General features: G+C 31.1%; 21 protein-coding genes. 6 read left to right on the top strand and 15 right to left on the bottom strand.

Going from position 1 to position 26,054, the window contains the following annotated elements:
- Positions 1-13: 13 nt before the first annotated feature.
- From Q4512_RS03690 to Q4512_RS03700, 3 genes are all read left to right on the top strand, one after another.
- Complete coding sequence (locus Q4512_RS03690) at positions 14-292, top strand: STAS domain-containing protein (protein WP_303421710.1); 279 nt, start codon at positions 14-16, stop codon at positions 290-292.
- A gap of 28 nt (positions 293-320) precedes the next feature.
- Positions 321-1,565: an oligosaccharide flippase family protein gene (locus Q4512_RS03695; RefSeq protein ID WP_303421712.1), complete on the top strand. Its 1,245-nt coding sequence runs from the start codon at positions 321-323 to the stop codon at positions 1,563-1,565.
- Between the two features lie 455 nt (positions 1,566-2,020).
- Positions 2,021-3,241, top strand: a complete 1,221-nt coding sequence (locus Q4512_RS03700; protein ID WP_303421714.1) for a glycosyltransferase — start codon at positions 2,021-2,023, stop codon at positions 3,239-3,241.
- Positions 3,242-3,390: 149 nt separating this feature from the next.
- Here the strand turns inward: Q4512_RS03700 and Q4512_RS03705 are convergent, their stop codons facing one another.
- From Q4512_RS03705 to Q4512_RS03715, 3 genes are read right to left on the bottom strand one after another with little or no spacing between them, the layout of a single operon-like run.
- Positions 3,391-4,905, bottom strand: coding sequence for a glycoside hydrolase family 2 TIM barrel-domain containing protein (locus tag Q4512_RS03705; RefSeq protein WP_303421716.1), 1,515 nt, complete (start codon positions 4,903-4,905; stop codon positions 3,391-3,393).
- Positions 4,899-6,116: a hypothetical protein gene (locus tag Q4512_RS03710; protein ID WP_303421718.1), complete on the bottom strand. Its 1,218-nt coding sequence runs from the start codon at positions 6,114-6,116 to the stop codon at positions 4,899-4,901. Before Q4512_RS03710 ends, Q4512_RS03705 begins: the two co-directional genes overlap by 7 nt.
- Complete coding sequence (locus Q4512_RS03715) at positions 6,116-9,205, bottom strand: hypothetical protein (RefSeq protein ID WP_303421720.1); 3,090 nt, start codon at positions 9,203-9,205, stop codon at positions 6,116-6,118. The genes Q4512_RS03710 and Q4512_RS03715 overlap by 1 nt, the downstream gene beginning before the upstream one ends.
- A gap of 178 nt (positions 9,206-9,383) precedes the next feature.
- Here Q4512_RS03715 and Q4512_RS03720 point away from each other — a divergent pair, with 178 nt between their 5' ends.
- The 3 genes from Q4512_RS03720 to Q4512_RS03730 are packed head-to-tail and all read left to right on the top strand — an operon-like array spanning position 9,384 to position 12,102.
- Positions 9,384-10,568 (top strand): response regulator, encoded by a 1,185-nt coding sequence (locus Q4512_RS03720; protein WP_303421722.1) that lies wholly within the window; start codon positions 9,384-9,386, stop codon positions 10,566-10,568.
- Between the two features lie 26 nt (positions 10,569-10,594).
- Positions 10,595-11,089 (top strand): family 2 glycosyl transferase, encoded by a 495-nt coding sequence (locus tag Q4512_RS03725; protein WP_303421724.1) that lies wholly within the window; start codon positions 10,595-10,597, stop codon positions 11,087-11,089.
- Between the two features lie 11 nt (positions 11,090-11,100).
- Positions 11,101-12,102 (top strand): type I phosphomannose isomerase catalytic subunit, encoded by a 1,002-nt coding sequence (locus tag Q4512_RS03730; protein WP_303421726.1) that lies wholly within the window; start codon positions 11,101-11,103, stop codon positions 12,100-12,102.
- Between the two features lie 4 nt (positions 12,103-12,106).
- Here the strand turns inward: Q4512_RS03730 and Q4512_RS03735 are convergent, their stop codons facing one another.
- From Q4512_RS03735 to Q4512_RS03790, 12 genes are read right to left on the bottom strand one after another with little or no spacing between them, the layout of a single operon-like run.
- The gene (locus Q4512_RS03735) at positions 12,107-13,396 is read right to left on the bottom strand and encodes a phenylacetate--CoA ligase family protein (protein WP_303421728.1); all 1,290 of its coding nucleotides are present in this window, start codon (positions 13,394-13,396) and stop codon (positions 12,107-12,109) included.
- Positions 13,393-15,072, bottom strand: coding sequence for a C45 family peptidase (locus Q4512_RS03740; RefSeq protein WP_303421730.1), 1,680 nt, complete (start codon positions 15,070-15,072; stop codon positions 13,393-13,395). The genes Q4512_RS03735 and Q4512_RS03740 overlap by 4 nt, the downstream gene beginning before the upstream one ends.
- Positions 15,062-16,600, bottom strand: coding sequence for an NAD(P)/FAD-dependent oxidoreductase (locus Q4512_RS03745; RefSeq protein WP_303421732.1), 1,539 nt, complete (start codon positions 16,598-16,600; stop codon positions 15,062-15,064). Before Q4512_RS03745 ends, Q4512_RS03740 begins: the two co-directional genes overlap by 11 nt.
- A 4-nt stretch (positions 16,601-16,604) precedes the next feature.
- Positions 16,605-20,282: an MMPL family transporter gene (locus Q4512_RS03750; RefSeq protein WP_303421734.1), complete on the bottom strand. Its 3,678-nt coding sequence runs from the start codon at positions 20,280-20,282 to the stop codon at positions 16,605-16,607.
- On the bottom strand, positions 20,275-21,471 hold the full coding sequence (locus Q4512_RS03755; RefSeq protein ID WP_303421736.1) for a DUF2062 domain-containing protein: 1,197 nt from the start codon (positions 21,469-21,471) through the stop codon (positions 20,275-20,277). The genes Q4512_RS03750 and Q4512_RS03755 overlap by 8 nt, the downstream gene beginning before the upstream one ends.
- Positions 21,472-21,491: 20 nt before the next feature.
- Positions 21,492-21,989 (bottom strand): hypothetical protein, encoded by a 498-nt coding sequence (locus tag Q4512_RS03760; protein ID WP_303421738.1) that lies wholly within the window; start codon positions 21,987-21,989, stop codon positions 21,492-21,494.
- 44 nt (positions 21,990-22,033) lie between these two features.
- Positions 22,034-22,399: a 3-hydroxyacyl-ACP dehydratase gene (locus Q4512_RS03765; RefSeq protein WP_303421740.1), complete on the bottom strand. Its 366-nt coding sequence runs from the start codon at positions 22,397-22,399 to the stop codon at positions 22,034-22,036.
- Positions 22,400-22,406: 7 nt separating this feature from the next.
- Positions 22,407-23,021: a porin family protein gene (locus tag Q4512_RS03770; RefSeq protein WP_303421742.1), complete on the bottom strand. Its 615-nt coding sequence runs from the start codon at positions 23,019-23,021 to the stop codon at positions 22,407-22,409.
- 6 nt (positions 23,022-23,027) lie between these two features.
- Positions 23,028-23,630: a hypothetical protein gene (locus tag Q4512_RS03775; RefSeq protein WP_303421744.1), complete on the bottom strand. Its 603-nt coding sequence runs from the start codon at positions 23,628-23,630 to the stop codon at positions 23,028-23,030.
- Complete coding sequence (locus Q4512_RS03780) at positions 23,611-24,228, bottom strand: outer membrane lipoprotein carrier protein LolA (RefSeq protein ID WP_303421746.1); 618 nt, start codon at positions 24,226-24,228, stop codon at positions 23,611-23,613. Before Q4512_RS03780 ends, Q4512_RS03775 begins: the two co-directional genes overlap by 20 nt.
- On the bottom strand, positions 24,221-24,997 hold the full coding sequence (locus tag Q4512_RS03785) for a polysaccharide deacetylase family protein (RefSeq protein ID WP_303421748.1): 777 nt from the start codon (positions 24,995-24,997) through the stop codon (positions 24,221-24,223). The genes Q4512_RS03780 and Q4512_RS03785 overlap by 8 nt, the downstream gene beginning before the upstream one ends.
- Complete coding sequence (locus tag Q4512_RS03790; protein WP_303421750.1) at positions 24,991-26,052, bottom strand: beta-ketoacyl synthase N-terminal-like domain-containing protein; 1,062 nt, start codon at positions 26,050-26,052, stop codon at positions 24,991-24,993. Before Q4512_RS03790 ends, Q4512_RS03785 begins: the two co-directional genes overlap by 7 nt.
- Positions 26,053-26,054: the final 2 nt, after the last annotated feature.

Below are 26,054 nucleotides of genomic sequence, written 5' to 3' on the forward strand. Positions count from 1 at the left end.
AAAAATAAGAATTATGCCACTAACAATTACAGAAGAAAACAACACCATTATATTAGAAGGTGTATTAAATACAAACACAATAAGTGGTTTTAAAAATCACTTTAATGTTATTTTAAATACGAACAAAGCAGTGACCTTAGATATGGATAAGGTTACTGAAATCGATGCATCGGGAATGTACACATTAAAAGAAATGTATAGAAACGCAATTCATAGTAACAACATATTTTTCGTTATTGGTTCTGGTTGTAAAGATGTTTACGAAGATTTTAAATATCCAAACGTAGCCTAATTAATACTAACAAAAACCACATCCTACGATGCAAGCTTTATCTATATTAAAATCGAAAAAAATAACTCCAGAACAAGTATTTATGCTAAGTGTATTAGCCGTTAATGGAGGGAACTATTTGTACAATCTTATTTTAGGTCGTGTTTTAGGACCAGCACAATTTGCAGATGCAGCCGTGTTAATTACCTTTTTATTGGTGCTATCTTTTGTAGCGATGACCTTTCAATTAGTAACTGCAAAATTTTCTGTAGTTTTTGAAAACGATACGTTTAAAAATTTCATTTCTAAAATTTATAAAAACGCAAGCATTGTTGGGTTGGGATTAGGTGCATTAATCATCGTGTTTGCCAACCAACTTCAAGACCTTTTTAATACGTCGTCTTCTAGTATGTTTACCATTTTTGGAATTGGAGTGCCTTTATATTTTTTAATGAGTGTGAATCGCGGTGTTTTTCAAGGAAAAAAAGAATTTAAATCGTTATCGATTACCTATCAAGCAGAAATGCTAAGCAGATTAATAATCACCTTGGCTTTAATCTTCTTGTTTGATATACAATCTTCGGTGGTGATTGCAATTGGTATTTTAATTTCTTTTGGATTTGGATTAGTGCCTTTTAAATTTAGAAATCTAAACTTTAAAAAGACGATTGCTATAGAAGCAAACCAGTCTAAACAAGTACGAAGTTTTTTTATTATTACAGCTTTTTACGAGTTCACACAAATCATTATTAACAATAGTGACATCTTATTGGTAAAACATTATTTTGATGCTTATGAGGCAGGGTTATATGCTTCATTAGCTTTAATAGGTCGTATTGTTTACTTCGTCGCTTGGATGTTTGTAATGTTATTACTACCAACAGTAGTACAGCTTAAAAAAGAAGGAAAAGAAACTGCACCAATTTTATTTAAATATGTTGGTTATATAGCAGCAATTGCAACAACTATTGTTATTGGTTGTGCATTATTTCCAGAAACCGCAATAACCATATTGTTTGGAGATAGCTATTTGGCAATGGCTCCATTGTTATGGAAATACGCTTTAGCTACTGGCTTATTTGCCGTATCTAACCTCTTTGCATATTACTATTTATCCTTAGACAGGTTTGTTCCTGTTGTAATTTCGGGTGTATTCGGTATGCTTCAAATGGGATTAGTTATCTTTTTTCATGATAGTTTAGAACAAGTAGTTCACATGCAAATTGTAGCAATGATTCTATTATTAGTAATGCAGCTTTTTTTCTTCGTTTTGGATACGAAAGGTAAGCAATAGAAATAAAAAAAGAATTTTATATTATTAGTCTATATAAAGGAAAAGGCTGTGGTTTTGTACTGCAGCTTTTTTAGTTTGTAGTTATTGTGTCTTCCTTTTGAATGACAGTATCCATTTTATTTAATAATATTTTCAGAGGTATTCGGTTATTGGGAGAGCAACGAAGAATTTAACTAAGAAAGTTAATATGTTAAAGAGATTCTTAAGTCATACTTCTTTCTAAAGGATACTATTAAAAATACTAAAACGACATCTTCTTACCATTCGTCTACAGCAACGTGCAACCTATCTAAACTCTCCTGAATATGTCTCTTTAAATACGCAAATTTGTAGTGTAATTAAGAAACAACATATTAAAATTTATATTATGAACCATCCAGAACGAGGTTCTTCTTTAAAAGAAAAAATTAAAACTGGATGCCATATAAAACCTTTAAAAAATAAATAACAAACTTATGAAACTAGCAATCGTAACTGCATATCCACCAAGTAAAGTAACTTTAAACGAATACGCTTACCATTTAGTAAAGCACTTTAGACAAAAAGATAATGTAACTGAAATTGTTTTACTTACAGACAAAACGGAAGGAGCAAAAGATATTGCTTTTACTGAAGATGGTTGTAAGATTACAGTGAAAGAATGCTGGGCATTTAATAGCTATACAAATATTATAAATGTGACTAAAGCGATTAATAATACACAACCAGATGCCGTTTTATTCAACTTACAATTTATGAAATTTGGAGATAAAAAAGTTGCAGCAGCTTTAGGCTTAATGTTACCATTAGTTTGTAAGCTAAAAAAGATTCCAAACATTGTATTATTACACAATATACTAGAAGAAGTAGATCTAGGCTCAGCAGGATTTACAAGTAGTAAAATCATGCAAAAAGTATATGGCTTTATAGGAACTAGCTTAACAAGGTTAATATTGCAAGCAGATACTGTTGCAGTAACCATGCAAAAATATGTGGATATTTTAGAAGAAAAATATAATGCTTCAAATGTGACTTTAATTCCACATGGAACATTTGAAATTTCTGAAGAAAAACCTGAATACAGCTTGCCACAAGGACCTTTACAAGTGATGACTTTTGGTAAATTTGGAACTTACAAAAAAGTAGAAGGTATGATTGAAGCCGTAGAAAAAGTAAGAGTATCTACAGGATTAGATTTAGAAGTTGTAATTGCAGGAACAGACAATCCAAATGTACCTGGTTATTTGGCAAAAGTTCAAGAAGATTACAAGCATATACCTCAAGTTCGTTTTACTGGTTATGTAGAAGAATATGAAGTGCCAACCTTATTTAAAGAAAGTGCTGTGGTTGTATTTCCATACACGTCGACAACAGGAAGCTCGGGTGTTTTACACCAAGCAGGAAGTTATGGAAAAGCAGTAGTGATGCCAGACTTAGGAGACCTTGCTTTATTAGTAAAAGATGAAGGGTATAAAGGAGAGTTTTTTGAGCCAACTTCTGTAGAAAGTTTAGCAAATGCAATTGAAGCAATTGTAACCAATGAAGCACACAGAATTGCTTTAGGAAAAGCAAACTATGAAGCTGCAACAGCCTATCCAATGGAGAAAATTGCAGATATGTACTTATCGAATTTTGATAGAATTATTACAAGAAAAACACCAAAAAGTAGAAACGCATTAAAACCTACTAATGCATAGAATATAATGAATCGCCACCTTTTTTTGTCCCAAAACAATTAAAAAACCTATAGTTATTTAGAAGTAAGTATACAGGAAGAATCTAATAATTAAGCTATTTGATTTAAGATTCTTCTTGCTGTACTCTAAATAGCAAACGAACAAAAATACTAGTTCGTAATGTATTTAAACGATGCCTTTTTTGCCCCATTTTTATCGATAAATCCAAAATGTTTTTGAGTATTTCGACGCCAAGGCCTACTACCTACGACCGCTTTTGGTACATCTACAAAATCATATAAAGTCCAAGACATAAATTGCAATTTATTAGCAGCAATTATTTCTTGGATTTTCTTGTGATAATTCTCCTGGTCTTCTACTGAAGAACCAAGAGGTTTCCAGAAACCGCTATAAGAAGATATTCCAAATTCCTGTAACACCAAAGGTTTGTTAGGTATCTCTTTTTGCATCTTTTTTATAGCAGCATCCAGTTCTTCTAAATCTTCATAATAATGAAAGGATACAATGTCTACTTTATCTTTTAATATAGAAGCACTTTGTGTATTAGACCAACCAATAGTTACTGGGTGTGTTGTATCTACAGATTTTACTAAGTCTATCATATTATCTAACCAAGCGATTACATTTTCTTTTCCTCTAGATTCAAAATCAAGGTTTGGTTCGTTTTTAATATCCCAAGCAATAATAGCGTTATGGTTTTTAAAAGTAGTTACTATGGTTTCTGCGTGACGTTGGTTCAAGGTCCAATTCATTACCGAATAATCACCATAAAAATCAAACAAGGTCAGCACGACTTTGAGGTTGTTTTCTTCCGCAGCATCTAAAGTTTGTTTTAGTTTTTCTAGCTTTCCCGGTTTTACATCTGCTTTTCCAAAATCGTCATATTGCACGAAAATTCTTACCGAATTTAAACCAGCATCTTTTATAATTTTAAAGTCGTTAGTAATAATGTCTTTCGAAAAATCGTCGCCAAACATATTCCAAGGAGTTGCTTTCGGGTAGTAATTAATACCTTTAATAGTTAAACTATCGGTTTCAATTTTTGGTGTTTTAGCTTCAAAAGGATTACTACTTTCTTTTACCAAATGTCTAATACGCCAAAAGCCATCCTCTAATAAAAATACCATTTTGTAAGTAGATGTTTCTGTAGTTTCTAAAACTAGTTTTTCAGCTTTAAAAATTCGCTTGTACTCTATAACATTTCTATCTGTAATAACAGCCAATTGTCCATCTTCACTAAAAAACTCTAAAGTTGGATTGTGTTTTAATGTAGTAGCTTCAATGGTGGTGTTTTCGGATTTGTTTAAATGAATAAAAGCATATAAATTTTCTCTAGCACTATCGGTGTAATAATCTTTTATTCCGGCAGTTTTATTCGTTTTGTAAGCCACTTGTTTTACATACCAAGCATCTAAATAATCATTCTGTAAGGCATTGAGGTTTTCGTTATCTATTGGCCGTCCTTCATTATTTAAAGGTTCCCAAATTAATTTTGGAGCATATTGTTCTACTTTTTGTATTTCGGTATGTAGCATGGTACTTCTATCTGCCCCAGTATTTAGATAGCTAAAAATCGCGCTAATACCAGAAATAATCAATGCTACAATCATAATATATGAGATTATTAATATGGTACGTAGTATGTTTTTATTAAGACCTACCATAGTTTTTTGTTTTTAAATGTTTTGTTAATTCCTGCGGTTTCTATACGAAAATTATAAGTGTCACTTTCATACACAGCTGGCTTCAAGAAAAAGGTAGCATAGCCATTAAAAGACGTTTTAGTAATAGTGTCTACAAGTGTATTGTCTTTATAAATTAATAGTTTTACGTGTAATCCATCCGGAATCATTTGCTCCATAAAACTTTGTAATGGACCAACTAATATTTCGCGATTTTTGTTAGTAAAGGCAACTTTAAAATCGTCTAGAACACTTTGATATTTTAAGGTAATCGTATTACTTGCTGCCATACCATCTACATAAGCTTTAATGCTCCAGTTGTCTTTAAAATCGGGATGAATTATTTTAGAATGTGCCACTCCTTCTATAGTAGTTCCTGTCGTTTTTAAAATATTTCCATTCGCATTTGTAATATAAAAGGTAACAAATGTACCATCGCTAACCACATTATCTTGCTTGTCTTTTAGTACAGAAGTTGAAAAGGTTGTAATCTGATTTCCGTCGGCATAATTATGTGGTCGTTTTGCTGAAATGGTAAAATCTGTAGGAATTGCAGCCCAAACATGAATAGTGAATTCTTTAGAATTGACGCCTAAACTTTCCGAAGATACTAACATACGTCCACTTTCTCTTTTAGAATAAATGTTTCGATAAGTAATTAAATTCTTGGTAAAAATAGCATTGTTTTCTTCGGAAGCTAAAAACTGAAACTTTGCATTTACCTTCGTATTTGTAGGTACAGGATTATCTAAAGAATCTGTAGGAATTACAACCAACATGGTGTAATCTGTTTCTCCAGCTTCAATACTTGGCGGGCCAATATAGGTTTCCATAGTGGCGACTTCTGCTTTTGAATTCATATAGAATTGACCAGAAATAGATTTGTTGCCCTTTAATAATTTCCAGTTTACAACCCCCATTTTTTTTGTGATGTTTTGTGGAATTTCATATTGAAATGCATTGTCTTTTACTATAGCTGTAACCAAAGTAGAACCATAACTATTCGAGCAATAGAGTAGTGGTTTTTCATCTTCGGAAGCTGTAAATTTTAAAATAACAGCATTTCCAACTTCATATTCTATTTGTGTGCTTAGTAACTGAACCGGATTAGTAGCTTCGTTGTCTTGCACAAAAGCAAAGGAAGATAATAAAATCAATCCTAAAAGGAATATGTATGTACGTTTACATTGCATTAATTCGGGTTTCCTATATATGTGTTAATTTCTATTTTAATATAACTAAAATCTGGATGATCGATTTTTTGTAATTGGGCATCACTATGATTTTCTATTCTGTTAGGTACTATTTTTGCTGCAATGGCAGCATTTGGTAAACCATTTACAAAAATGTTTTGCATGTTTGTATTTATGATTTTTACTTTACCATTTTTTAAAATTTCGTATTCAAAATCTTGTTTGCGTTGTTGTCTCACACCTTCTTTTACAAATAAATGATCAACCCAAACCATATTTTTATTGGCATCATAATAACTAACCAATAGCTGAGGTATTGTAATTTCTTGGATGCCACTATTAAATAAGTTTCCGTTTATAGTTTCCTCTTTAATAGTAATGGCACTTAATACCACATTCTTATATAAATCGGATCCAGATACATTTCCAGCGATTTGTAAGTTGAATTTTGTGGGTTGTTCTTCAAATTCGACAGGTGTAAATTCATCTGGGTTAAATGTGTCTGGAATAGAATCCTGCGTTCTAGACCAGGCAATGCCTTCAAAATTAATGCGGAAACTACTCGATTCTTTTGGCATTAATTTATGTTTAACGTGATACTTTGCATTGTAGGTTGCTAGTTGTTTGTTATCATTATTGTATAAGGTTCCTTTTAAAATAACATCAGCAGGTACATTATCTATATTCTGTACTTCACCAATAATGGCATAACTACCATCATACTGCACTAGTTTAGCAGAAACGACTTCTAAAACAGGTTGTTTTAAAATGTCTTCATGATGTGTTTGTTGAGTAGTGATACGACGTCTCCCTTGATTAAAATACTTGGTTGCATTTGCAGAATAAAGTTGATCTGGCGGTAAATCGTTGTTTAAATCATCTGGTTGTAAATACCACTTTCCTTTTCGTTTGGATAAGGATTTATAATCTACTTTTTCTATTTTTTCTAAAGGAGTAATCCATTGGCTAGTCACTTTTGCCGAAACGGTACTGTCGTTATGTTTTGTAATTTCTGTATCAATAGCATCCATTTTTGCATAGCTACTTAGTAAACCATCAGTTACTGAAATCTCTAACATGTATTGTGCAATTGGTAACTGGTTTTCTGGATCGATTAAACCATGCGCTTTTTCAAATTCTTTAAAATCTAAAGCATCGTAATATGCGATAATAGCATTTTCTGGACTGCGTTGCGAATCGTTTTTTAGATAGAATAAATAGATACCATAAAATACTGTAATAGCTAATATGAAAGACCAAATATGCGTAATTCGTAAAACAATTCGTGAGAATTTATTATACGTCGTTGGAAACTTTAAAAAATCGGGAATAGGTTTAATCCTAGTTTTAAGTGCGATTACCCAAAGCATTTGTATGTTTAAAACAAAGGCTATTAAAACGGTTAAAAATGGAATAATTCCCCACATTATTTTCACCCATTTAGCAACATCCTCTTTTGGTAAAATAGAGGAAACAGGAGGGATGTTTAGTCGTTCCCATACCATAATGCCATTTTCTAATTGACGCAAGCGTTGCCAACCACAAAAGTATAATATGGGATCGTAAAACTTATCGTTAGAAAAGATGTATTTGAGATTGTATTTTTCTGGTGTGGTTAAAAATTGCTGTAACGATCCAATACCGGCAACGCCTTTAAACTTAGAGTTTTCTAAACGCTCGATTGGTCGTGTGGTTAATTCTGGCAGTCGTCTTGCAGAGTGGTAGTTTCCATCTACAGTCATGGCATTGGTTTGTGCACTTAGCCAAGCCATTTGGTCCCCAAAACCTAAAGTTAAAAAGCGCCATTTATCATGATCGTCTTGATTTAAGAAATTCACAATAGGAAGCATTTTTATTTTTTGAGGTTGTGATGGTCTAAAATAATTTAAACTCATAGTAAACACGACCATAAACACCATTAAACAAGCTAATATGCCGCCAATAATTCTGTGGTAAACAGCTCCAAATTTAGCTTGAATTAATTCTTTTAAATCACCTTCTACAAAACGATATGCAAACTCTCCCATTAATGGTATAGATAAAATGGAAGCCCAAAGTGTAAATCTATCTAGGGTTAAAATATTAAAAGCGGTTTCTCCTAACATTTTTAAAGGTATAGGAGTTGTTCCTCCTGTTCCTAAAATGGTGCAAATGGTTACAGATAACCCAAAAAACAGATATCGTTTGCTATAATATCTATAAAATATATATGGTAAAAGAACAAGTAAAATTCCCCAAGGAATTAAAAAAAACACTAATCCAGAGGAGGTGATTTCTAAGAAATTATCACGAGAACCATGCGGAATTGGCACTTGTGTAATTGGGTTCGCTTTCGAGTTTAACCAATATGGAAAAATACAACCTATAATTAAAACTAAGGATAGCATCCCAAAGCTCACAATACGTTTAAACAACTTAAAAAAACTATTCAAAAATATTTTAAAGGTCACTTCTTTCATCGAGCTGACCTGCTCTCTAGAAACATCCATAATAACCATTCCTATTAAAGGAAAAATAAAAAAGATCATTCCAAAAATGGGCGTCACATGATGTGAAGTAACGGTTACGGCTATTAAAGATAAGGATGTAGCTAAATACCATTTCTTACCTGTTTTTAACCACAAATAAATTTCGGGTAGGGCATGCATTAAAACAGAAACGCCAACAATACTTGGTAATTGACCAAAAATATGAAGCGTTTCTACAAAAGAAGAACTAAAGACTGCTAAAATAGCAGCATAACCAGCAACTGTTTTGTTGGCAGTCATCATTAAAGAAAATCGATAAGCTCCAGTAATAAAAAGGATAATTGCAATTAAGGCTACACTAAACATCCCAAACTTTAAACCACCAATCATAGACAATAATCCAATGGTTTGATGCACTAAAGGAGGATAACTTTGTACAGTAAAACCAGTATACCATTCGTAGTTCCATGGCTCAAACCAACTATTTGCATAATGATCTGCAAAAAATAGGTGTATTAACGCATCATAAGTAGTTTCCAAAGTGAAAAATATGGAACTGCCATGAAAAGCCAATCCTAAAAGAATGGCTGTGATTAAGTATTTATTTGAGGTTTCCTTCATTTAAAGCCTAAGCTACAATAATATGGTAAAGATAATTAAATATAACAGTGCTTCCATTTTTAATTATCTACAGCAACTTACCATTCGTCGATACTTACCTATAGGTTAAACTAAATAACAATTTTAAGGTTGTCTTCTCCTGTACATTTGTAGTATCAAAACAAAAAAAAAACGAATTATGAAAGTTTTAGCAATAGATGACCAACAATTAGTATTACTTCCTTTACAAAAGCGATTAGTAGCATTAGGATACGAAGTGCAAGTAGAAACAGACGCTAAAAAAGGGTTAGAATTATATGAATCCTTTAAGCCAGATTTAGTGATTGTAGATATTAATATGCCATTTGTTTCTGGGTTAGAGGTTGTAAAACATATAAGAATTACTAAAAACTCGCAAACACCAATTATGGTTTTATCTGGTGATACAAAAGATGAAACGATTACGGAAGGTTTTGAATTAGGAATTAACGATTATATGAAAAAGCCATTAAGTTTAAACGAGATAAGTGCTCGTGTAAAACGATTAATTGGAGTTCCAACATTGCAAAATGTGGTGACGAATAGTAATGTAATGATACAAGAGCGTTGCGTTGGTGTTGTAATACCATGTTATAACGAAGAAGAACGTTTATTAAGTGATGAATTTATAAGCTATATCGATAAAAATTCTGGTTATCATTTATGTTTTGTAAATGATGGAAGTAAAGATAAAACATTAGAAGTTTTAAAAGAACTACAAAAAGGAAGAGAAGATTTTATTACCGTTTACGATTGTGAGAAAAACGGTGGAAAAGCAGAAGCTGTTCGTTTAGGAATGTTACACATGTCTAAAAAAGAAGATTTAGATTATATCGGGTTTTTAGATGCAGATTTATCAACAGACTTAGCAGATTTTGACGATTTAGTAAAGACAATTGAAACTTCAGAATTTAAAATTGTAAGTGGTTCTCGTATCTCAAGAATGGGAGCGAATATCACTAAAGAATCCGCTAGAAAAATAATCAGTTTAACCATCAATTTTATTATCAGAAAGATTTTAAAAATGGATTTTAAAGATACACAATGTGGCGCTAAAATTTTCCGTAAAGATGTAATTGAAATTGCTTTTGGTAAAAAGTTTGTAACCCAATGGATTTTTGATGTAGAAATCTTTAAAAGAATGAGTATTCATTTCGGATTAAAAGAGGCGAAAACAATGCTTTGCGAGCAACCATTAAAAAGATGGATACATGCAGATGGTTCTAAGTTATCTATGAAGGATTCTGTAAAAATTGTTGGGCAATTAGGACAAATAGCTTGGGTATACAGAAGTAAAAAACAATACTTAAAAGCTGTCAGTTCAACAGATTTAAAAGTAGCCTAATAATAACAATAAAATGTAACTAAGTCATGAAAATAGGTATTATCATCATCTTTCATAATAATGAAAATGAAATTGACACTTCCTTCTTTATAGAGCAAATTAAAAAGACTCCAAATATCGAATTGTGTTTAGTAAATAATGATAGTAAAGATTGTACTTACAGTTTGTTAAATGAAATAAAAGAAGCATGTAACAACGTTTCTGTAGTAAACATTAAAAAATTCAAGTCAGATATTGCAGCAGTAAAAGCAGGGGCAAGATTTATGTTTAATGCGTTTAACTTAAAACATTTAGGTTACGTTTCTATAAATATGTTAAACATTAAATATTATGGTTTAAATGGCTTGATTCGGGTAATAATAGAAAATCAAGAAGTGATTTTAAACTATAATATTAAGAAGATAAAAACCTATGAAATCAAGCAAACATTATTTCAGAGTTTATTTTCAGTAATAGATTATTTAAAAAAAATACAAACGAATAACCCGTTTATTCAATTACAATATCAAAGAAACCTTTAAAAGAAAAAATTATGAAAGTTTATCCAATAAAATTCAATCCAATATTAAAAGAAAAAATCTGGGGAGGTAACAAACTAGGTACCCTTTTAGGAAAAGATACAAACAAAAATAATGTAGGTGAAAGTTGGGAGATTTCTGATGTAAATGGAAATATTTCAGAAGTTAGTAATGGAGCTTATAAAGGAGCTAGTTTAAAAACACTAATTGAAGATCATGAAGCAACGCTTTTAGGAGCAGAGAATTTTGCAAACTTTGGATATAATTTTCCGCTATTAATTAAATTTTTAGATGCGAAAACAGATTTATCTGTGCAAGTACACCCAGATAATACAATGGCTAAAAAACATCATGATTCTTTTGGTAAAACAGAAATGTGGTACATTATGGATAGCGATGAAAAAGCAGATATTGTTTTAGGTTTAAAAGATAAAACTACAAACCCAAAAGTTTTAAATCATATTAATGCAACTAATGTAGATACTATTTTTAATAGAGAACAAGTAAAAAAAGGAGATAGTTTTTTTATTCCTGCAGGAAAAATTCATGCTATTGGAGCTGGAGTTCTTGCAGCAGAAATTCAACAAACAAGCGATATTACTTACCGTGTTTACGATTGGGATAGAACCGATGATTCTGGACAAAAAAGAGAATTACACACGCAATTGGCAGAACAAGCAACTAAAGAGTTTGATACTAATTGTAAAGCAAGCTACGATTTAAAACCAAATACAAGCGCAAGTTTAGTAGATTGTGAATATTTTACAACTAACATTTTAGATATTACCAACCACCAAGTAAAGAATTATAGTCACTTAGATTCGTTTGTAATTTTTATGTGTGTAGAAGGGCAAGTTGAAATAACAGCTGGTTTACATACCGAAACGGTAAAGATGGGAGAAACGATTTTAATTCCTGCAAATACAGAGGAGGTAGTATTTAGTTCTAATACAGCAAAACTTTTAGAAGTTTATGTAGATAAAGGTTTAGTGCAAAACATGCAACAAGCGTCATAATACATTAGGATCGCTTATCAATTACCAAAATAGGTTTTCTGCTCATTGCAGGAAACTGTAGTTTTTGAATTTCTTTTTTATCATGAAAGGCTATTCTTGGCGCAACACGAAGTTTCGCTCTAAAGTGATCTTTAATACTTTGTAATAATTTTTCGGAAGGATCGGTTGCCGCAATTTTTATTAGAATTTCATCGGTACCAATATCATTATGAGAAATCTCGATAATATAACTTTCTACTGCATTAAAATCGTTTAAAATATTATCCATTGCTGGAGGATACAAAGTGGTGCCTTTATATTTTATCATTTGTTTTTTTCTACCAACAACTGGTCCTAAACGCATGGTGTTTCTACCACAAGAACAAGTTTCTTTATGTGCCTTTACCATATCACCAGTTTTAAAACGCAATAAAGGCATACCCTCTATACCTAAAGTTGTGATGGTTAATTCGCCAACTTCACCTTCAGGAACAACATGATTTTTATCGTCTAAAATTTCAACAATAATTAATTCTGGGTGCTGATGCCCTCCTTGTTGGTGTTCACATTCGGTAAATGCAGTATTCATTTCGGTAGAAGCATAGGTAGAAAACAATTCAATATCCCACTTGGCTTTTATTTTTTGCGACAAGGTATTTAAACTAAAATCTTGTTCGCGCAACGGTTCGCCTATGCATATGGCACCTTTAACTCCAGATGCATTTATATCTATTTCATTTCGTTCGGCATACTCCATAAGTTTTAATAAAAACGAAGGGACAGCTATCAAATAGGTTGGTTTAAATTTTAAAATGGAATCCCATTGTAATTCTGGTATTCCTGCGCCTACACGAATGATTCCGGCACCAAGTTTACGTACACCAAGAAAGTATGCTAATCCTGCCATAAAACGCCTGTCTATGGTTGTCATGAGTTGTACAATATCTTCCTTGCCAACTCCTGCACAAGCAAAAGAAATAGCTTCGTTATATGCTAAACGCTCTAAGTCATTATCGGTTAAAGCAAAAGTTACAGGGTCTCCTAAAGTACCAGAAGTAGTAACATAATCGATTATTTTACTTTTTGGCACACATAAAAAAGCATCATTATTTTGTTGTAATTGGTCTTTGGTTGTAACTGGAATTTTAGATAAATCTTCAATAGTTTGAATAGCATCAATTGCAATATTGTTTTCTTTAAAAACACGTTTGTAGTATGCTGAGTTTTCATTTAAATACGTTAACAATTCTGCTAATTTATTTTCTTGAAAAGCTTTAATTTCTTTGGTTGATGCTTGTTCTATTTTAGGAATCATAAATTTAATTTCCTTTTAATCTTTTTAATATATTTATCTAATTCCTCTTGATCTGGAACGGTAGTAATTTCTTTGGTATTTGCAGTTTCAAAAGCATGTAAAGCTGCTGTATAAAATCCTTTTTCGTAATAATATTTTCCAACAAGATAATATACTTCCCAATACTCTGGGTTTAGTTGAATGGTTTCTGTAAGCTTTTCTGAAGAAATTTTTGTTTCATTACTAATAGCATGTTGTAATGCTTTACTAGCTATTCTGTAGGCTTCATAATTTTTATATGCTTCGGTAAACTGAAACGCATCTGCTTCAATGGTTAATTCTGGTATAGAAAGGTTTAGATGGGAAGCGGAAGCATCTGCAAAAACCTCATCTAAATCGTAAGCTACAAATGCACCTAATTGATACGGATTGGATGAAACCCAAACCTGTCGCTCTTCGGGTTTAAAAACAATACCATGGTGTGCTAAAAGTTGGTTTAAGGCTTTCTCATTGCCATAACCAATGGCTTTATCATGTAAACCTTCTTTGTTTCGTAGAATAGCTACAGCGTCTTGTACATTTAATTTTTCGGTAGCAGCTAAAAGTTCTTCCATACGTTCGTAACGATATGCTGAATGACTTTCGGCTATTGCTTTTATGTTATTTTTATCTTCTGCATAAGCGTCACTTTGAAAGTGATTGGTACATATTAATTGGTTGGTATTTTCTACTTGATACACACCAAAATTCTTAGGTGAAACCTCAATAGTAATGGCTTTTTTGTCTTTTGCACTACCAACAAAAATGGATTCGGATACAAAAACCTGACGTTTTTTGGCAATGGCTATGGCTTCATCAATAGTTGATGCATATTGTAAAATTTCACGATTTAAAATAGAAATTGGTGTTTTGGCAATCCAAGGAATTTTAGATTTTCCAGCATTTATAGTCACTGTAAGTCCGTGTTCATTCATACCAGAAACTACACCAATCATTCCGGGCCAAGTTACCGACATAAATTTGTAACCTTCTGTTGGGTTTACAAAAGCTACTATTTTATTTTTTGCGAAGTCATCACCAGCATAGAAATCTAGGTTTCTACCGATTAATAATTGTCCGTCTTCGGTTTTATTCCCCCAAGCAGCAAAAGAAGAACAACCAACCAACATTAAATCTTGCATAGCGTGACCAATATCATGCGCGCCGTGAAGATACAACACTCTTAAATATTCTTCGGCAATATGATTATAGTCGTTGGATGCATATTTGGATAGCCCTAAAATCTCTGCTTTGTAAGCTTCTGGAATATGTAAATACATCTTTCGATTGTAGAAAGCTAAAACTTTTCGTAGTAGATATTGCTTGAATTTAGAGGGAACCAATTCGTCTACTTTACTTAAAAAAGCATGCTCTTGGGTTTTAAATAAATCTTCGGTTAATAAACCCGTATTTAAACCAATTTGGTAAGCGTTTCCTTCTACAAACAATTCATAAGAACCATATTCGTTTTTTGCAAAACTATTATTTCCTGAAGCAAACGTAGAATCGTTAATTGTAATTTTTTCTGAAATTGTTGCATCATAACCACTTACATCTGGAATGTCATGTATAGATTTTGAGATACCACATGAAGTGAGTGCCGCAAAAAGTATGACAACTAAAAACGAAGTGTAGCAATTAAAATTTTTAATCTTCATGGCTGTTAGATTCTAAAATCTTATCTAATAAATAATCTTTACCAAGAATTTCGGAACAGGTAATAATAGCGCTTATCGTTACTCCTAAAATTCCGTGCATATTTAAACTCTGACCGGTAAAAAACAAGTTTTTTATTTTAGTTTTTGGCGATAAATGTGAGTGTAAAGGTTTGTTTACATCTTTAACATAGGCGTACATAGAACCACGATTACTACCAATATAATCTCTATAAGACAAAGGTGTTGAGGTGTAATAAGCTTCGATACAATCTCTAATATTAGGGAATTTTTTTACTAACTCATCAATAAGTGTTTCTGCTTTTTCGGTTTTAAATTGCTCGTAGGTTTGCCCTCTGTCGTTTTTATTTGCAACGGTATTGTGTGTGTCTTCCCAAGGTTTTACTTCGTCATAATTCATATAGGTCATTACCGCAATACTATCACCAAATCCGTTAGAATTTTTCTTAATTCCCATAGACATCATATATCCTTCTGGCCAACTTTCTTGTGTGTAGTTGTGGGAATCCCAAACTTTGGTAGCATCTTTAAAATGGTAGAAGTTTTTATTTTGATATTTAAACGTGTTCGGTTTTAAAACAAGGTATAAAGTGAAAGCAGCAATGGTACTTTCAATTTTTTCAATTCGGTTGGTGTATGATTTTCTAAATTTATCTTCCCCTACCATTTTTACAGTAAGTTTCGGTTCTATATTAGAAATAAATAAACCACCTTTAACCTCTACTCCTTTGGTTGTAGTTGCTGAAGTGATTAAACCATCTTCAAATCCGAATTTTGAAACTTCGTGATGTTTATACACTTCTCCACCTTCGGCTTTTAGTCTTTTAATTAGCACTTTGGTAATTTGGCTTCCACCATTGACACAACGATAGGAACTTTGTATATAGGAGTTTGTAGATAATGCATGTACAAAAAATGGTGTTTTGTTTTGATCTCCGGCATACAAATAATTAGAACCAGCTAAAACCGCTTGCAGTTTTTTATTTGTTGTAAATGAATTTATGTATTCTTTTGCTGGTAGTTGAAAAATTTCAGCATCATCATAATAAGGCTTTCCTTTTTTAAGGGAGTATAACGGGAATTTAAGACAGGTTTCTTGTAGCTTTTGGCAATACATTTTGATACCTTCTTCTTCATCAGGGAAATCTACTAATAAGTTTTTTATAAAATTATCGTAGCCTTGTGCATGTTTATACTCTTTAGGGTCTTCATCAAAAGAGATGACATCAAAACCATCTTCATCCATTTTATGAAGCTGTATGCCGTCTAAAATATCAATATATTTAAAGTATTGATGTAAGTTTTGTCCTTCGCTTAAGCCACCAATATAATGTACTCCTGTATCAAAAATAGTTTTGTTACGAACAAAGGTTTGTAGGTTTCCACCATATTGATTGTTTTTTTCTAAAACGCAAACACTCTTTCCTTCTTTGGCAAGAATAATTGCAGAAACCAATCCAGCGAGACCACTTCCAACGATTACAACATCATAATATTCTTTGTACTTCAATATTTTATTTTTTTAAGATAATAAGTGTTTCGTTTTCTTTTTCAACTTTAAAATCTAAAGATTTTAAAAGTTCAATATATAAATTTCGACATTCTTTTAATAATACAAAAACATTCGCAGTATTTGCTATATTTTTAATTTCATTTTCAGGAATCCCTTTAAGATTAAGTATAGCAGTATTAGTGTTGTTTTGTATTAGTTCTTCCATAGAATTATACACCGAAATTTTATAATGTGTATTTGTAATGTAGCTATTTTTAACTATTGCACTTTCATTTTTGTCTTTAATAAACGTATGTATTTTCCTGTCTGGATGATCTAAAGCCAATAGTAAGTCTAGTTGTCCAGAATCTTTAGAAAAATGTGTAATAACATCTTTTTCGCCAATAGTATCTAGAATTGCTCTATAATTTATTGCGTTGGTCTTTAAATCTGTTTTAACCTTTTTATAAAGTGCATCTCCTTTATATCTGTAATCTTCTAAAACAATACGATGAAAGTATGTTTCGTTTTCTAACTCATCACGAAGTAGATTAAATTCTTTCTTAAAATGAGCACTTATTGCTTTCGTTTTTTCTCTAGATGTAGAACCAAAACTTTGATCTTCGGTTGTAATTCTATCTAATATTTTTATGGTAAGATGTTCTCTTTTTATTATAAAGCTTCCTTTTGGTAGGACTTCAGAATTACCATGAATTAGTATAGGCAGAATATCTAGATTTAATTCTTCGGCTAAGAAAAAAGCACCTTTATGAAAACGTTTTATCTTGTTTGTATAAGATCTAGTTCCTTCTGGAAAGGCCATTAAAGAATAGCCTTGATCTAATTTGTTTTTTAAATGTGAGACACCACCATCAATACCATTAGAAACTGGATAAAAACCAGCCATTTTTACAGTTCTTCCAAAAACAGGAGAGTTGTATACCCAATCGTTTACCAAGAAAATAATTTTTGGAGATTGCATACCAATTGCTAGAATATCTAAAAAAGAGGTGTGGTTTGCAATAATGATAGCTTGTTTTTTAAAGGTTTCGTTATTTGGATTTAGAGTTTTTACCTTAACAAATGGATTAGTAAAAAATACAGATCTCATAAATTTAGAGAGCACTTGATGAAACCAAGGCATTTTTACTTTTTTAGAAAGCGGAATGAGAGGGAAAACAATAGCTGCTATTAATCCCAATACAAATCCACCAATACCATAATACCCAAAAGAAAAAAGAGCATGTAATAATAAATGCAAAGTTATTGGTCTTTTGGTTTTACTTCCAATAAATAATTTAAAAAGTAAAGGTTGTATACTAAACGAAATTAATAAAGCAGATAAAATACCAATAATCGAAACTAGCGAGATGGAATGTAAAGCAGGATGCTTAGCAAAAATTAAAACACCAACGCCTAAAATAGTGGTTATAACCGAAAGTATAATAGAGGTTTTATGTGTTGGTAAAGCTATTTCTCCTGTTTTATATTCGTGCAGTAAACCATTAGTAATAAAAATACAATAGTCTATACCTAAACCAAAAATAAAGGTGGAAATTATGATATTAAATATATTAAACTGTATACCAAAAAATCCCATTGTACCAATGGTTAACAGCCAAGTAAGTGCAATTGGAATTGCTGTAACTAAGGTTAAAGAAATACTTCTGTAAAAAAGTAATAATAATAATAAAACAACGATAGAAGAGTATAAAACTAGACGATTAAAGTCGGTTTTTAGATTGCCTAAAAAAGTTTCGTTCATGTGTTTTCTATCTACAACGACTGTTTTTTCTTGGTTTTCAAAAGTATCTACTAGGCTTTGTGTGTTTTTATCTTGTACTTTAACTAAAGTAGTTACGGTGGAGAAATCGTTTTTGGAAGAAATATAATCTTCGGTAGAAATATTTTTTAAAGCTTTAAAGTCGGTAACCGTTAGCGGATTAAAAGTATTCTCTAATAGCGCATAAAATTTGTGGAAGGTGGTTGGTTTAAAACCTAAAGTTTTTCCGCTTTCCACTAAATTGTTTTTTGTGTTTTGAATGTTTTCTATAGTCCAAAACTGCTTCCAAGTATTAATTTTCTGATTTTGAATTTCTTCAGATTGAATTAAAGAACCAATAGAACTAAACTGAATTATTTTATCATCCTTTTGAAGCTTTTTAAGCATTGGGAAAATAACATCATTAGCTTGTAGTGCTTCGTTTTCTGTGTTTCCGTATGTGGCTAAATACACCGATTTTGATGAAATATTAGTAAGTGCATCTAACCTTTGTTGCGCATCCATTAACGATTTAGGTTCAAAATTTAGTTTTGCTAAGTCGTTATTAAAAGTCACTTTGTTATAGGTAAAAGCACTAATACCTATAAGAATTGCTAAAGCAATTAAAACCCATTTGTTTTGGTGCAAAGGATAAGAAGCTACGCGATCTATAACATTTTTTTTAGTAGCCGTTTCTGTTTTGGTATTATATACTTGCGGAATAAAAAGTAGCGCAAAAACCGAAGCGCCTAAAACGCTAATTGCTGCAAAAATGCCTAAATCTTGTAATGCTTGCGACTCAATAAACAATAAACATAAAAAGGCTAAAGCTGTTGTTAAACTACTGATTAAAATAGGTTTAGTAATTTCTTTATATAACTGTTTTGCATTGTTGTTACTGCGAATATGTGTAAGAATATGTAGCGCATAATCTAGAGTTACACCAAGAAGTACTGAACCAATACCCAGTGAAATTGCAGATATTTTACCGCGTATAAGATATAATAAGCTTACCGCCAAAAGTGCACCTAAAATGGTAGGTGTAAATAGAATAATTGGTATGCTTAATTTTTTGTAAAAAAGAATAAGAATAAGTAATAAAACGGTTACAGCAATACCAACAGTAAGTTGAATGTCTCTTTTTATTTGCTTGGCATTTGCAACAGCTATAAGCGCTCCTCCAAAATATTCAGCTTCTACTTTATTTTTAAATGTTATATTCAGTTGATCTTGTAGTGCATATAAATTATCTGCAAAAGTTGCGTTTTCTGCTGTTTCGCTAGATGCAAATGTTGGTGTAATAAAAAGCAGTACATTGTTTTTGTCTTTACTAATTATAAATCCGTTATATAGCGTGAAGTCATCACCAAAACTTAATTCTTGTAGTTTTTTTAAAGCAATAAAAGATAAGCCTAATGGATCTTTTAAAATGGTTTCTTTAGCCACAAAACCAGAAGGGGAAACTAAGGTTTTATAATTAGCATTCGTGGTTTTTTGAATACTATCTTTATCTAGTTTTTGTTGTATGGTTTGGTAATCTTCTTTATTTAAAAACAAAGGTAAATTGTTGTATACAAAGTCTAAGGTATTCATTATATCCTTATCTGCAACTTGCCCTTGAATGTCTTTTATATATGCTTCTGAAGAATTAGAAATACTATCAATAAACTGCGTTGCATAGTTGGTTAAATCATCTGTATTTCCGTTTTCTTTTCGTTGAATATTTACAATAATCTTATCGGCAAAATTAACTTGTTTAAGTACTTTTTGTGCTTCGGAAGATTTTTCGCTTTGCGGAATAAGTTTGGTAATATCTTCTTCGAATTTAATATTTGAAGCTAGAAAAAATAAGCCAACAAAGAGTGCTAACAAAATACCAATGCTTAAAGGTTTTTGAGAGGCAATACGTTGGTGTATTTTATAAAACAGCTTATCCATTTTGTAATGTTATGTTTTTTTTATTAAAAATAGTAAACAGTACAAAACTTAGTATACCTAATACCATTGCAGATAATATAGCCAATGTAAAACTACCAACTAAGTAGGTTTTTAGGTGATCTGTTATTTCGAAACCATTTTTAAACATATCTAAAGTATAGTTGTAGTCTACACCTAAAATAGTTTGTCCAATTTTTGAACTTGCGTATAACACAAAAGGAATAAAAGGGGGTAAGCTTACATTAGAAAAACCAAAAGAAATTGCTTTGTTTAATCGAAATAGTACCGCTAATGAAATTACTAATAGGGTATGAAAACCCCAAAAAGGAGATAAACCAATAAATACTCCAAGTGCCACAGATAATGCTTTTTTTGTTGGTGTGTCTTGATGCCCTAAAAAGTCTTCGATAAAGAATCGTTTAATTCCTTTTTTTTTTAATTTTCGGAATAAATTTCTCGGCTTTATGTAAAATGCTAATATTAATATTAAGCAAGTGTTTAAAATGCTAATTCTTGTAAAATCTTTAAAAGGTCTAAAATGAGAAACGCGTTCGGTTTCATCATATAACACCTTTATAGGAATGTTTTTTACTTCTACATCATTCCACGCTGCTTTTACAATTACTTCTATTTCAAATTCGAATTTCTTTGTATAAAACTTTAGTTTTTCTAAAGCTTTTAGAGGATACATTCTAAAACCAGATTGCGTATCTGTTAGTTTAATTCCTGTTTCAAACCAAAACCAAAAGTTAGAGAATTTATTTCCAAAACTACTTTTCCCAGGAACGGTTTCATGACTCATATTACGAGCTCCAATAAGTAAAAGATTTTTGTTTTTGGATTGTTCTAAAGCTGCTACAAATGCTTGAATATCTTCTGGAAAATGTTGCCCATCCGAATCAATAGTAATAGCATAATGGTAGCCTAAAGTTGTTGCTTTAATAAAACCTTGGCGTAATGCATTTCCCTTTCCTTGATTTTTAGGAATAAAAATATGTTGTACTTGCGAATAGTTTTCTAGAATTTGCGCAGTGCTATCTGTAGCTCCATCATTAATAATAATGATGTTTTTTGTGTATTGCAAAACACCATCGATAACACGTTTTAATGTACGCTCGTTGTTGTATGTTGGAATTAACACACAGATTTTCAGATTGTTTATTTTATTAATTAATAGCTCGTTAGTCACTTAAAGAAAGTGTTTTCTTTTTACGAGTCTAAAATTAATGATTTTTCTTCATCTGTAAAGACTTTAGACTGTAAAATATAGTCTTTTATGTGTTTTTTTAATGTGGAAGATTTTATACTATTAAATTGTTTTAAGATTGTGAGTCTGTCTTCGTCTATGTTGCTTTTGTATTTTAAAAGCTTTGGTGTATTTTCTTGAATACCTAAACGTATAAAACGTAGTTCGATATTGTTAGGTGCTTTGGTGATTGCATATTCTACTAATGTTACACCTTCTACAAAACCTTCTTTTTTTTCTTTTAAAGTTTTTGCGTGTTTTGCAACTAATGCTATTGCAGCGCCTTTGTATGCAATAAATTCTACTTTATCTTTTTTGGTTATATGTGCTAAAGACTGATTAAAGGCTTCGGTTTTGGTCTTGTCTTTTGCAGCAATTTTATAAGCATCTCTAACAGAATCTAAATTTAAAGACTGTATGTTTAAGCTTAATGCAGTTATTAATAAAACAATTAATTTCATTTTTTAGTTTTTATAAACCTACAAGGTCTTTAAAACCAAGTAGATTACTTTTCTATAAAGTTACTTGTCAATTTTAATGCCACAGTGTCTCCAAATGAAGTACTATTTTTTACTTTATACCCTTCTTCGGTTTCACTAATGTCTAATTTTAATACTAAATCTGGTGTTTTCTCGGGATTTATTATTGCCATAAATTTAATGTTGCTAGAAGATTGCATCCTTAATTTTTTACCAACTACATCTTCGGTTAACTCTTTAATAATTTGCATCATACAAACTCCTGGAGTTACAGGATTTCCAGGAAAATGTCCTTTAAAGATTTCGTGATCTTTGTTTATGGTAATGTTAGCAGTTGCCAAATTCTCGGCAATTGCTACATTATTTACTGTGTAAAAGTCTTTTAATTGCATGTTTTATTTACATTTTGCTAAAGTCGAACTTATAGGTTACTCCAAATTGAATAACACCGTTTAATGCACTATCATTATCGTAGTAATTGTCGTCGTAATCATCATAGTAATAGTCGTTATAATAATCATCACGAACATCAATTATTCCTTGTTTGTAACGAACTTCTAAACCTAAACCAAAAGGAAACTCATAACCAATACCTCCAAAAAAAGAAATATCTATTGGTGTTGCATCGTTGTAATAAGCAGAGTTAACCAATATATCTAAACTAGGTCCAATAATTAAATTAAGACCAATATCTGGAACAGGAAAAAATTTGTTTGCTAAGTTTAAACTTACATATTCTAGGTCTAAATCTTCTTCATAAGTAGAATCAAAATCAGAGTATTCAAATGTAGTTCCTTGATTAGAATAGGTAGTCTCAATTTGTAATTCGTAAAAGCGTGCCAGATGAAGATTTACATATAAACCACCTTGAAGACCTAACTTTGCAGTAGATTCATCTACATTAGAAAGGTTTGCTAGATTGAATCCTGCTTTTATTCCTGGACTAACTGTTACTTGCGAAAACACTGTTGTACTAGCAATAATTAAGGCTAAGCTTAAAATAATTTTTTTCATTCTGTTTTAATTTATGGATTTGAGGTTTATTTTTAATTTAATATTACTATGTAATATTACTATCTTTTGTGCAATATTATCATTTATTTCTGAAAACAAAAACCTAACTTTTTCTTTGCCATTATTAACCCTAATCACTTTACTAATTTCTGGGTTTTCAAAATAATAATAGTCTTTGTTATTTAAGGAGGTTTTTTTTATGGTTTCCTTAGTTAAAGCGTACGCTTTTGTTGTTTTAAGATTCTCTGTGATCAAGACTCTAAAGTCTTTCTTCAAAATATTAATGAGTATTTTTTTATCGAGATCCTCTAGAATATAATTTACTTTAAAATCTTCGTTATTAAAAGTAAAGTCAAAAAGCTTATTTCCCATTTCTGTGGTAAAAACAATTCTATGGTGTTGTTCTGCAATTTTTTTAACTATAAAAAGGCCTCCAAAAGTATTGTCGTAGACTTCTATGTTGGCTTTGTAAATGTAATCTTGATTTAGATTAGAAAAATAGGGATTGAAAACATTGCTTGTTACAGCAACATCCATAAAATTGTTTTTTTTTGGAAACGATGCACAGCCAATAAAGATAAAGCATACACTAATTAGTAAATATCGCATTATCTAATGTTTGGTTTAGTACTTTGTTTAGGAATATTATTTTGGTATAATCTTGTGAAGGTTCTATCATTTTTACTTCAATTACATCTCCTTTTGTATTGAATGTAATATGAAATGCTTGAATATATTTAGCAAATTTTTTGTCTTTCGGACTAAAATAAACCAAGCTATTTGTGTCTTTTTTGAAGTACTCTATATTAAATTCTGCATCATCAAACATGTCGCCTTTAACACTACTAATAATAAGTTTGTTAAGTTGTTTAAACATTTTGTTACTACCAATATCTACGTTGCTTTTGTTGCCCTCGTCATTAATAAAAAGGGTTTCATCTTTAAATAGAATCGAATATTTAAAAGGGTCAATATATTCCCATTTTACTAAATCTGGCGCCTTAAAAGCTAATTTTCCAGAAGTTTTAATATCATTATCTAAAAAATCTAAATGTTTGTATTGTATAAAATCACTAGAAATAGTATTGGTAGTATTTGCCAAAGCTTTTACTTTTGTTTTTAAAGCAGTAGCTTCAGTGTTGTTCATTGGTGTTTGCGCTTTTGCTGCAAAAACGATAAAAAATAATATATATATGAGCTTATGCATATGCTTTAATGTTAAATAAAGAATCAATTGTTACAGATTCGATTTTTTGTTGTTGTAAAAATATCAATAACTGTTCCAAAACACTAATGGTTTTCTCGCTAGTGTCATGCAATAGAATTACATCCCCTTTTTTAAGGTTTTTTGTTACTCTTTTTAAAATGGTTTGCTCACTTAAATTTCGGGTATCTAAAGAGCGTTTGTTCCATCCTATAGAGTGGAGTTTTATAATTTGTAAAGCTCTTTTAATTCGTGGGTTTGTTACACCAAAAGTAGGTCTATATAATAGAGCGTCTTTACAAATTTGGCGATTAATTATTTTGTTTGTTTTTTTTAATTCTTCTACCATTTTTTCTACTGAAAAAAAACCAAAATTAGTGCTATGAGTATAGGTGTGGTTTCCAATTGTATGCCCTTCTTTTATAATGCTTTTAAAAACTTCAGGATGCATTTCTATATTTTTACCAATACAAAAAAAAGTTGCTTTTGCATTATATTTTTTAAGAAGCGCTAATACTTTTGGTGTAAATTCAAGGTTAGGACCATCGTCAAAAGTGATAGCAATTTGATTTTTGTTTATTTCTGGATTGGAATTTAAAGAAGTAAAGTGATAATTCCATCCAACGAAAGAAGATCCAGCAACTGTAATTAAAAACCAAGCAAATAGGAATAAAATAATGAACCAAATAGAAAAACTATAATAGCTGTAAGCAACTAACAAACCAACTAAAAGAAGACTTGAGATAATATTTACAGTTTTAAAATTTAGCATTGTTTTAGTAGCGTGAAACTATGATTTTCTCCACGATACTGATTGTATAATAAGATGTTTTTAAATGAAGCTGTGTCTTTATTATTAAGTTTTACAGCCTCAGGAAGTGTTTGTGTTTTTAATACTTTAGAAGCTAACCAAAACCCAAAAGAAGATGCAGTATTAAACTCACCACATAAATGTTTGTAATATGCTTGTTGTGTGTTTATAAACCCTTCAGTAAGCTTAGTGTAAAAAGTGTCAAAATCTACATCACCATTATTACCAAGAACTAAAAGATCGATATCTTCAATATTTATATTGTTTTCTTTTAAGAAGTTAGAAGCTTCATGTAAAACTTCTGTTTCTGGTAATGTATTGTATGTTTTTAGTGCAGTGATTTCTGCATAGGTAGAAGCTTGTTTTTCATTAGAAAGCACAAAGAAATTAGCGCCTTCTCCAAAAACGGCACCAGGAGTTTGCGCGTTTATAACATCGGAAGTTTTAATAGCTTCCGCTTTTACATGATTAACTAGTTTATGAATTTTGGTAGTATGCTCTCCAATCTCATCCACACCACCAATTAGTATGTTTTTTTCTTCGTCTAATTCTAGTTGTAATTTTGCATCTAAAAGAGCAGATTCAAAAGAATTACTAGCATGTACATAAGTGAAATTATAGCCTTTGCATTGTAACTCTAAAGCAATCTGTCCACCAACGGTATTGTGTGTAGATTGGATAAATGAAGTAGGAGTAAGGTATTGCTCGTCATTATCTATAATAGCACTTACAAATTTTTCGGAATCACGTACACAACCCATTCCTGTACCTGTAATGATGGCATCTATAGTGTCTAATCCAGATTCTTGCAATGCAATTTTTGAAGCTACAACTCCCATTTTAATTCCTTTTGCCATGCGTCTTGCAGCAGCTGGTGGAATGTAATCTTTGTAATTAGGATTGATAACGGGAATTACATTTGCTTCGTAGTTTTCAATTTCGGTTAGAAATAACGAATTGTCAAACGTTTTTTGAGCAGATATAGAAGCGATGCTATTTATATAAACCTTATTCATAA

The organism is Oceanihabitans sp. 2_MG-2023 (genome assembly GCF_030547245.1).
Classification (GTDB): Bacteria; Bacteroidota; Bacteroidia; order Flavobacteriales; family Flavobacteriaceae; genus Oceanihabitans.

Excerpts from the sequence above, each read along its gene's own strand:
- Q4512_RS03770 (WP_303421742.1), bottom strand. The coding sequence starts at position 23,021 with ATGAAAAAAATTATTTTAAGCTTAGCCTTAATTATTGCTAGTACAACA.
- Q4512_RS03750 (WP_303421734.1), bottom strand. The coding sequence starts at position 20,282 with ATGGATAAGCTGTTTTATAAAATACACCAACGTATTGCCTCTCAAAAA.
- Q4512_RS03775 (WP_303421744.1), bottom strand. The coding sequence starts at position 23,630 with ATGCGATATTTACTAATTAGTGTATGCTTTATCTTTATTGGCTGTGCA.
- Q4512_RS03710 (WP_303421718.1), bottom strand. The coding sequence starts at position 6,116 with ATGCAATGTAAACGTACATACATATTCCTTTTAGGATTGATTTTATTA.
- Q4512_RS03715 (WP_303421720.1), bottom strand. The coding sequence starts at position 9,205 with ATGAAGGAAACCTCAAATAAATACTTAATCACAGCCATTCTTTTAGGA.
- Q4512_RS03695 (WP_303421712.1), top strand. The coding sequence starts at position 321 with ATGCAAGCTTTATCTATATTAAAATCGAAAAAAATAACTCCAGAACAA.
- Q4512_RS03735 (WP_303421728.1), bottom strand. The coding sequence starts at position 13,396 with ATGATTCCTAAAATAGAACAAGCATCAACCAAAGAAATTAAAGCTTTT.
- Q4512_RS03705 (WP_303421716.1), bottom strand. The coding sequence starts at position 4,905 with ATGGTAGGTCTTAATAAAAACATACTACGTACCATATTAATAATCTCA.
- Q4512_RS03730 (WP_303421726.1), top strand. The coding sequence starts at position 11,101 with ATGAAAGTTTATCCAATAAAATTCAATCCAATATTAAAAGAAAAAATC.
- Q4512_RS03760 (WP_303421738.1), bottom strand. The coding sequence starts at position 21,989 with ATGAAATTAATTGTTTTATTAATAACTGCATTAAGCTTAAACATACAG.
- Q4512_RS03720 (WP_303421722.1), top strand. The coding sequence starts at position 9,384 with ATGAAAGTTTTAGCAATAGATGACCAACAATTAGTATTACTTCCTTTA.
- Q4512_RS03765 (WP_303421740.1), bottom strand. The coding sequence starts at position 22,399 with ATGCAATTAAAAGACTTTTACACAGTAAATAATGTAGCAATTGCCGAG.
- Q4512_RS03785 (WP_303421748.1), bottom strand. The coding sequence starts at position 24,997 with ATGCTAAATTTTAAAACTGTAAATATTATCTCAAGTCTTCTTTTAGTT.
- Q4512_RS03780 (WP_303421746.1), bottom strand. The coding sequence starts at position 24,228 with ATGCATAAGCTCATATATATATTATTTTTTATCGTTTTTGCAGCAAAA.
- Q4512_RS03700 (WP_303421714.1), top strand. The coding sequence starts at position 2,021 with ATGAAACTAGCAATCGTAACTGCATATCCACCAAGTAAAGTAACTTTA.
- Q4512_RS03725 (WP_303421724.1), top strand. The coding sequence starts at position 10,595 with ATGAAAATAGGTATTATCATCATCTTTCATAATAATGAAAATGAAATT.
- Q4512_RS03740 (WP_303421730.1), bottom strand. The coding sequence starts at position 15,072 with ATGAAGATTAAAAATTTTAATTGCTACACTTCGTTTTTAGTTGTCATA.
- Q4512_RS03790 (WP_303421750.1), bottom strand. The coding sequence starts at position 26,052 with ATGAATAAGGTTTATATAAATAGCATCGCTTCTATATCTGCTCAAAAA.
- Q4512_RS03690 (WP_303421710.1), top strand. The coding sequence starts at position 14 with ATGCCACTAACAATTACAGAAGAAAACAACACCATTATATTAGAAGGT.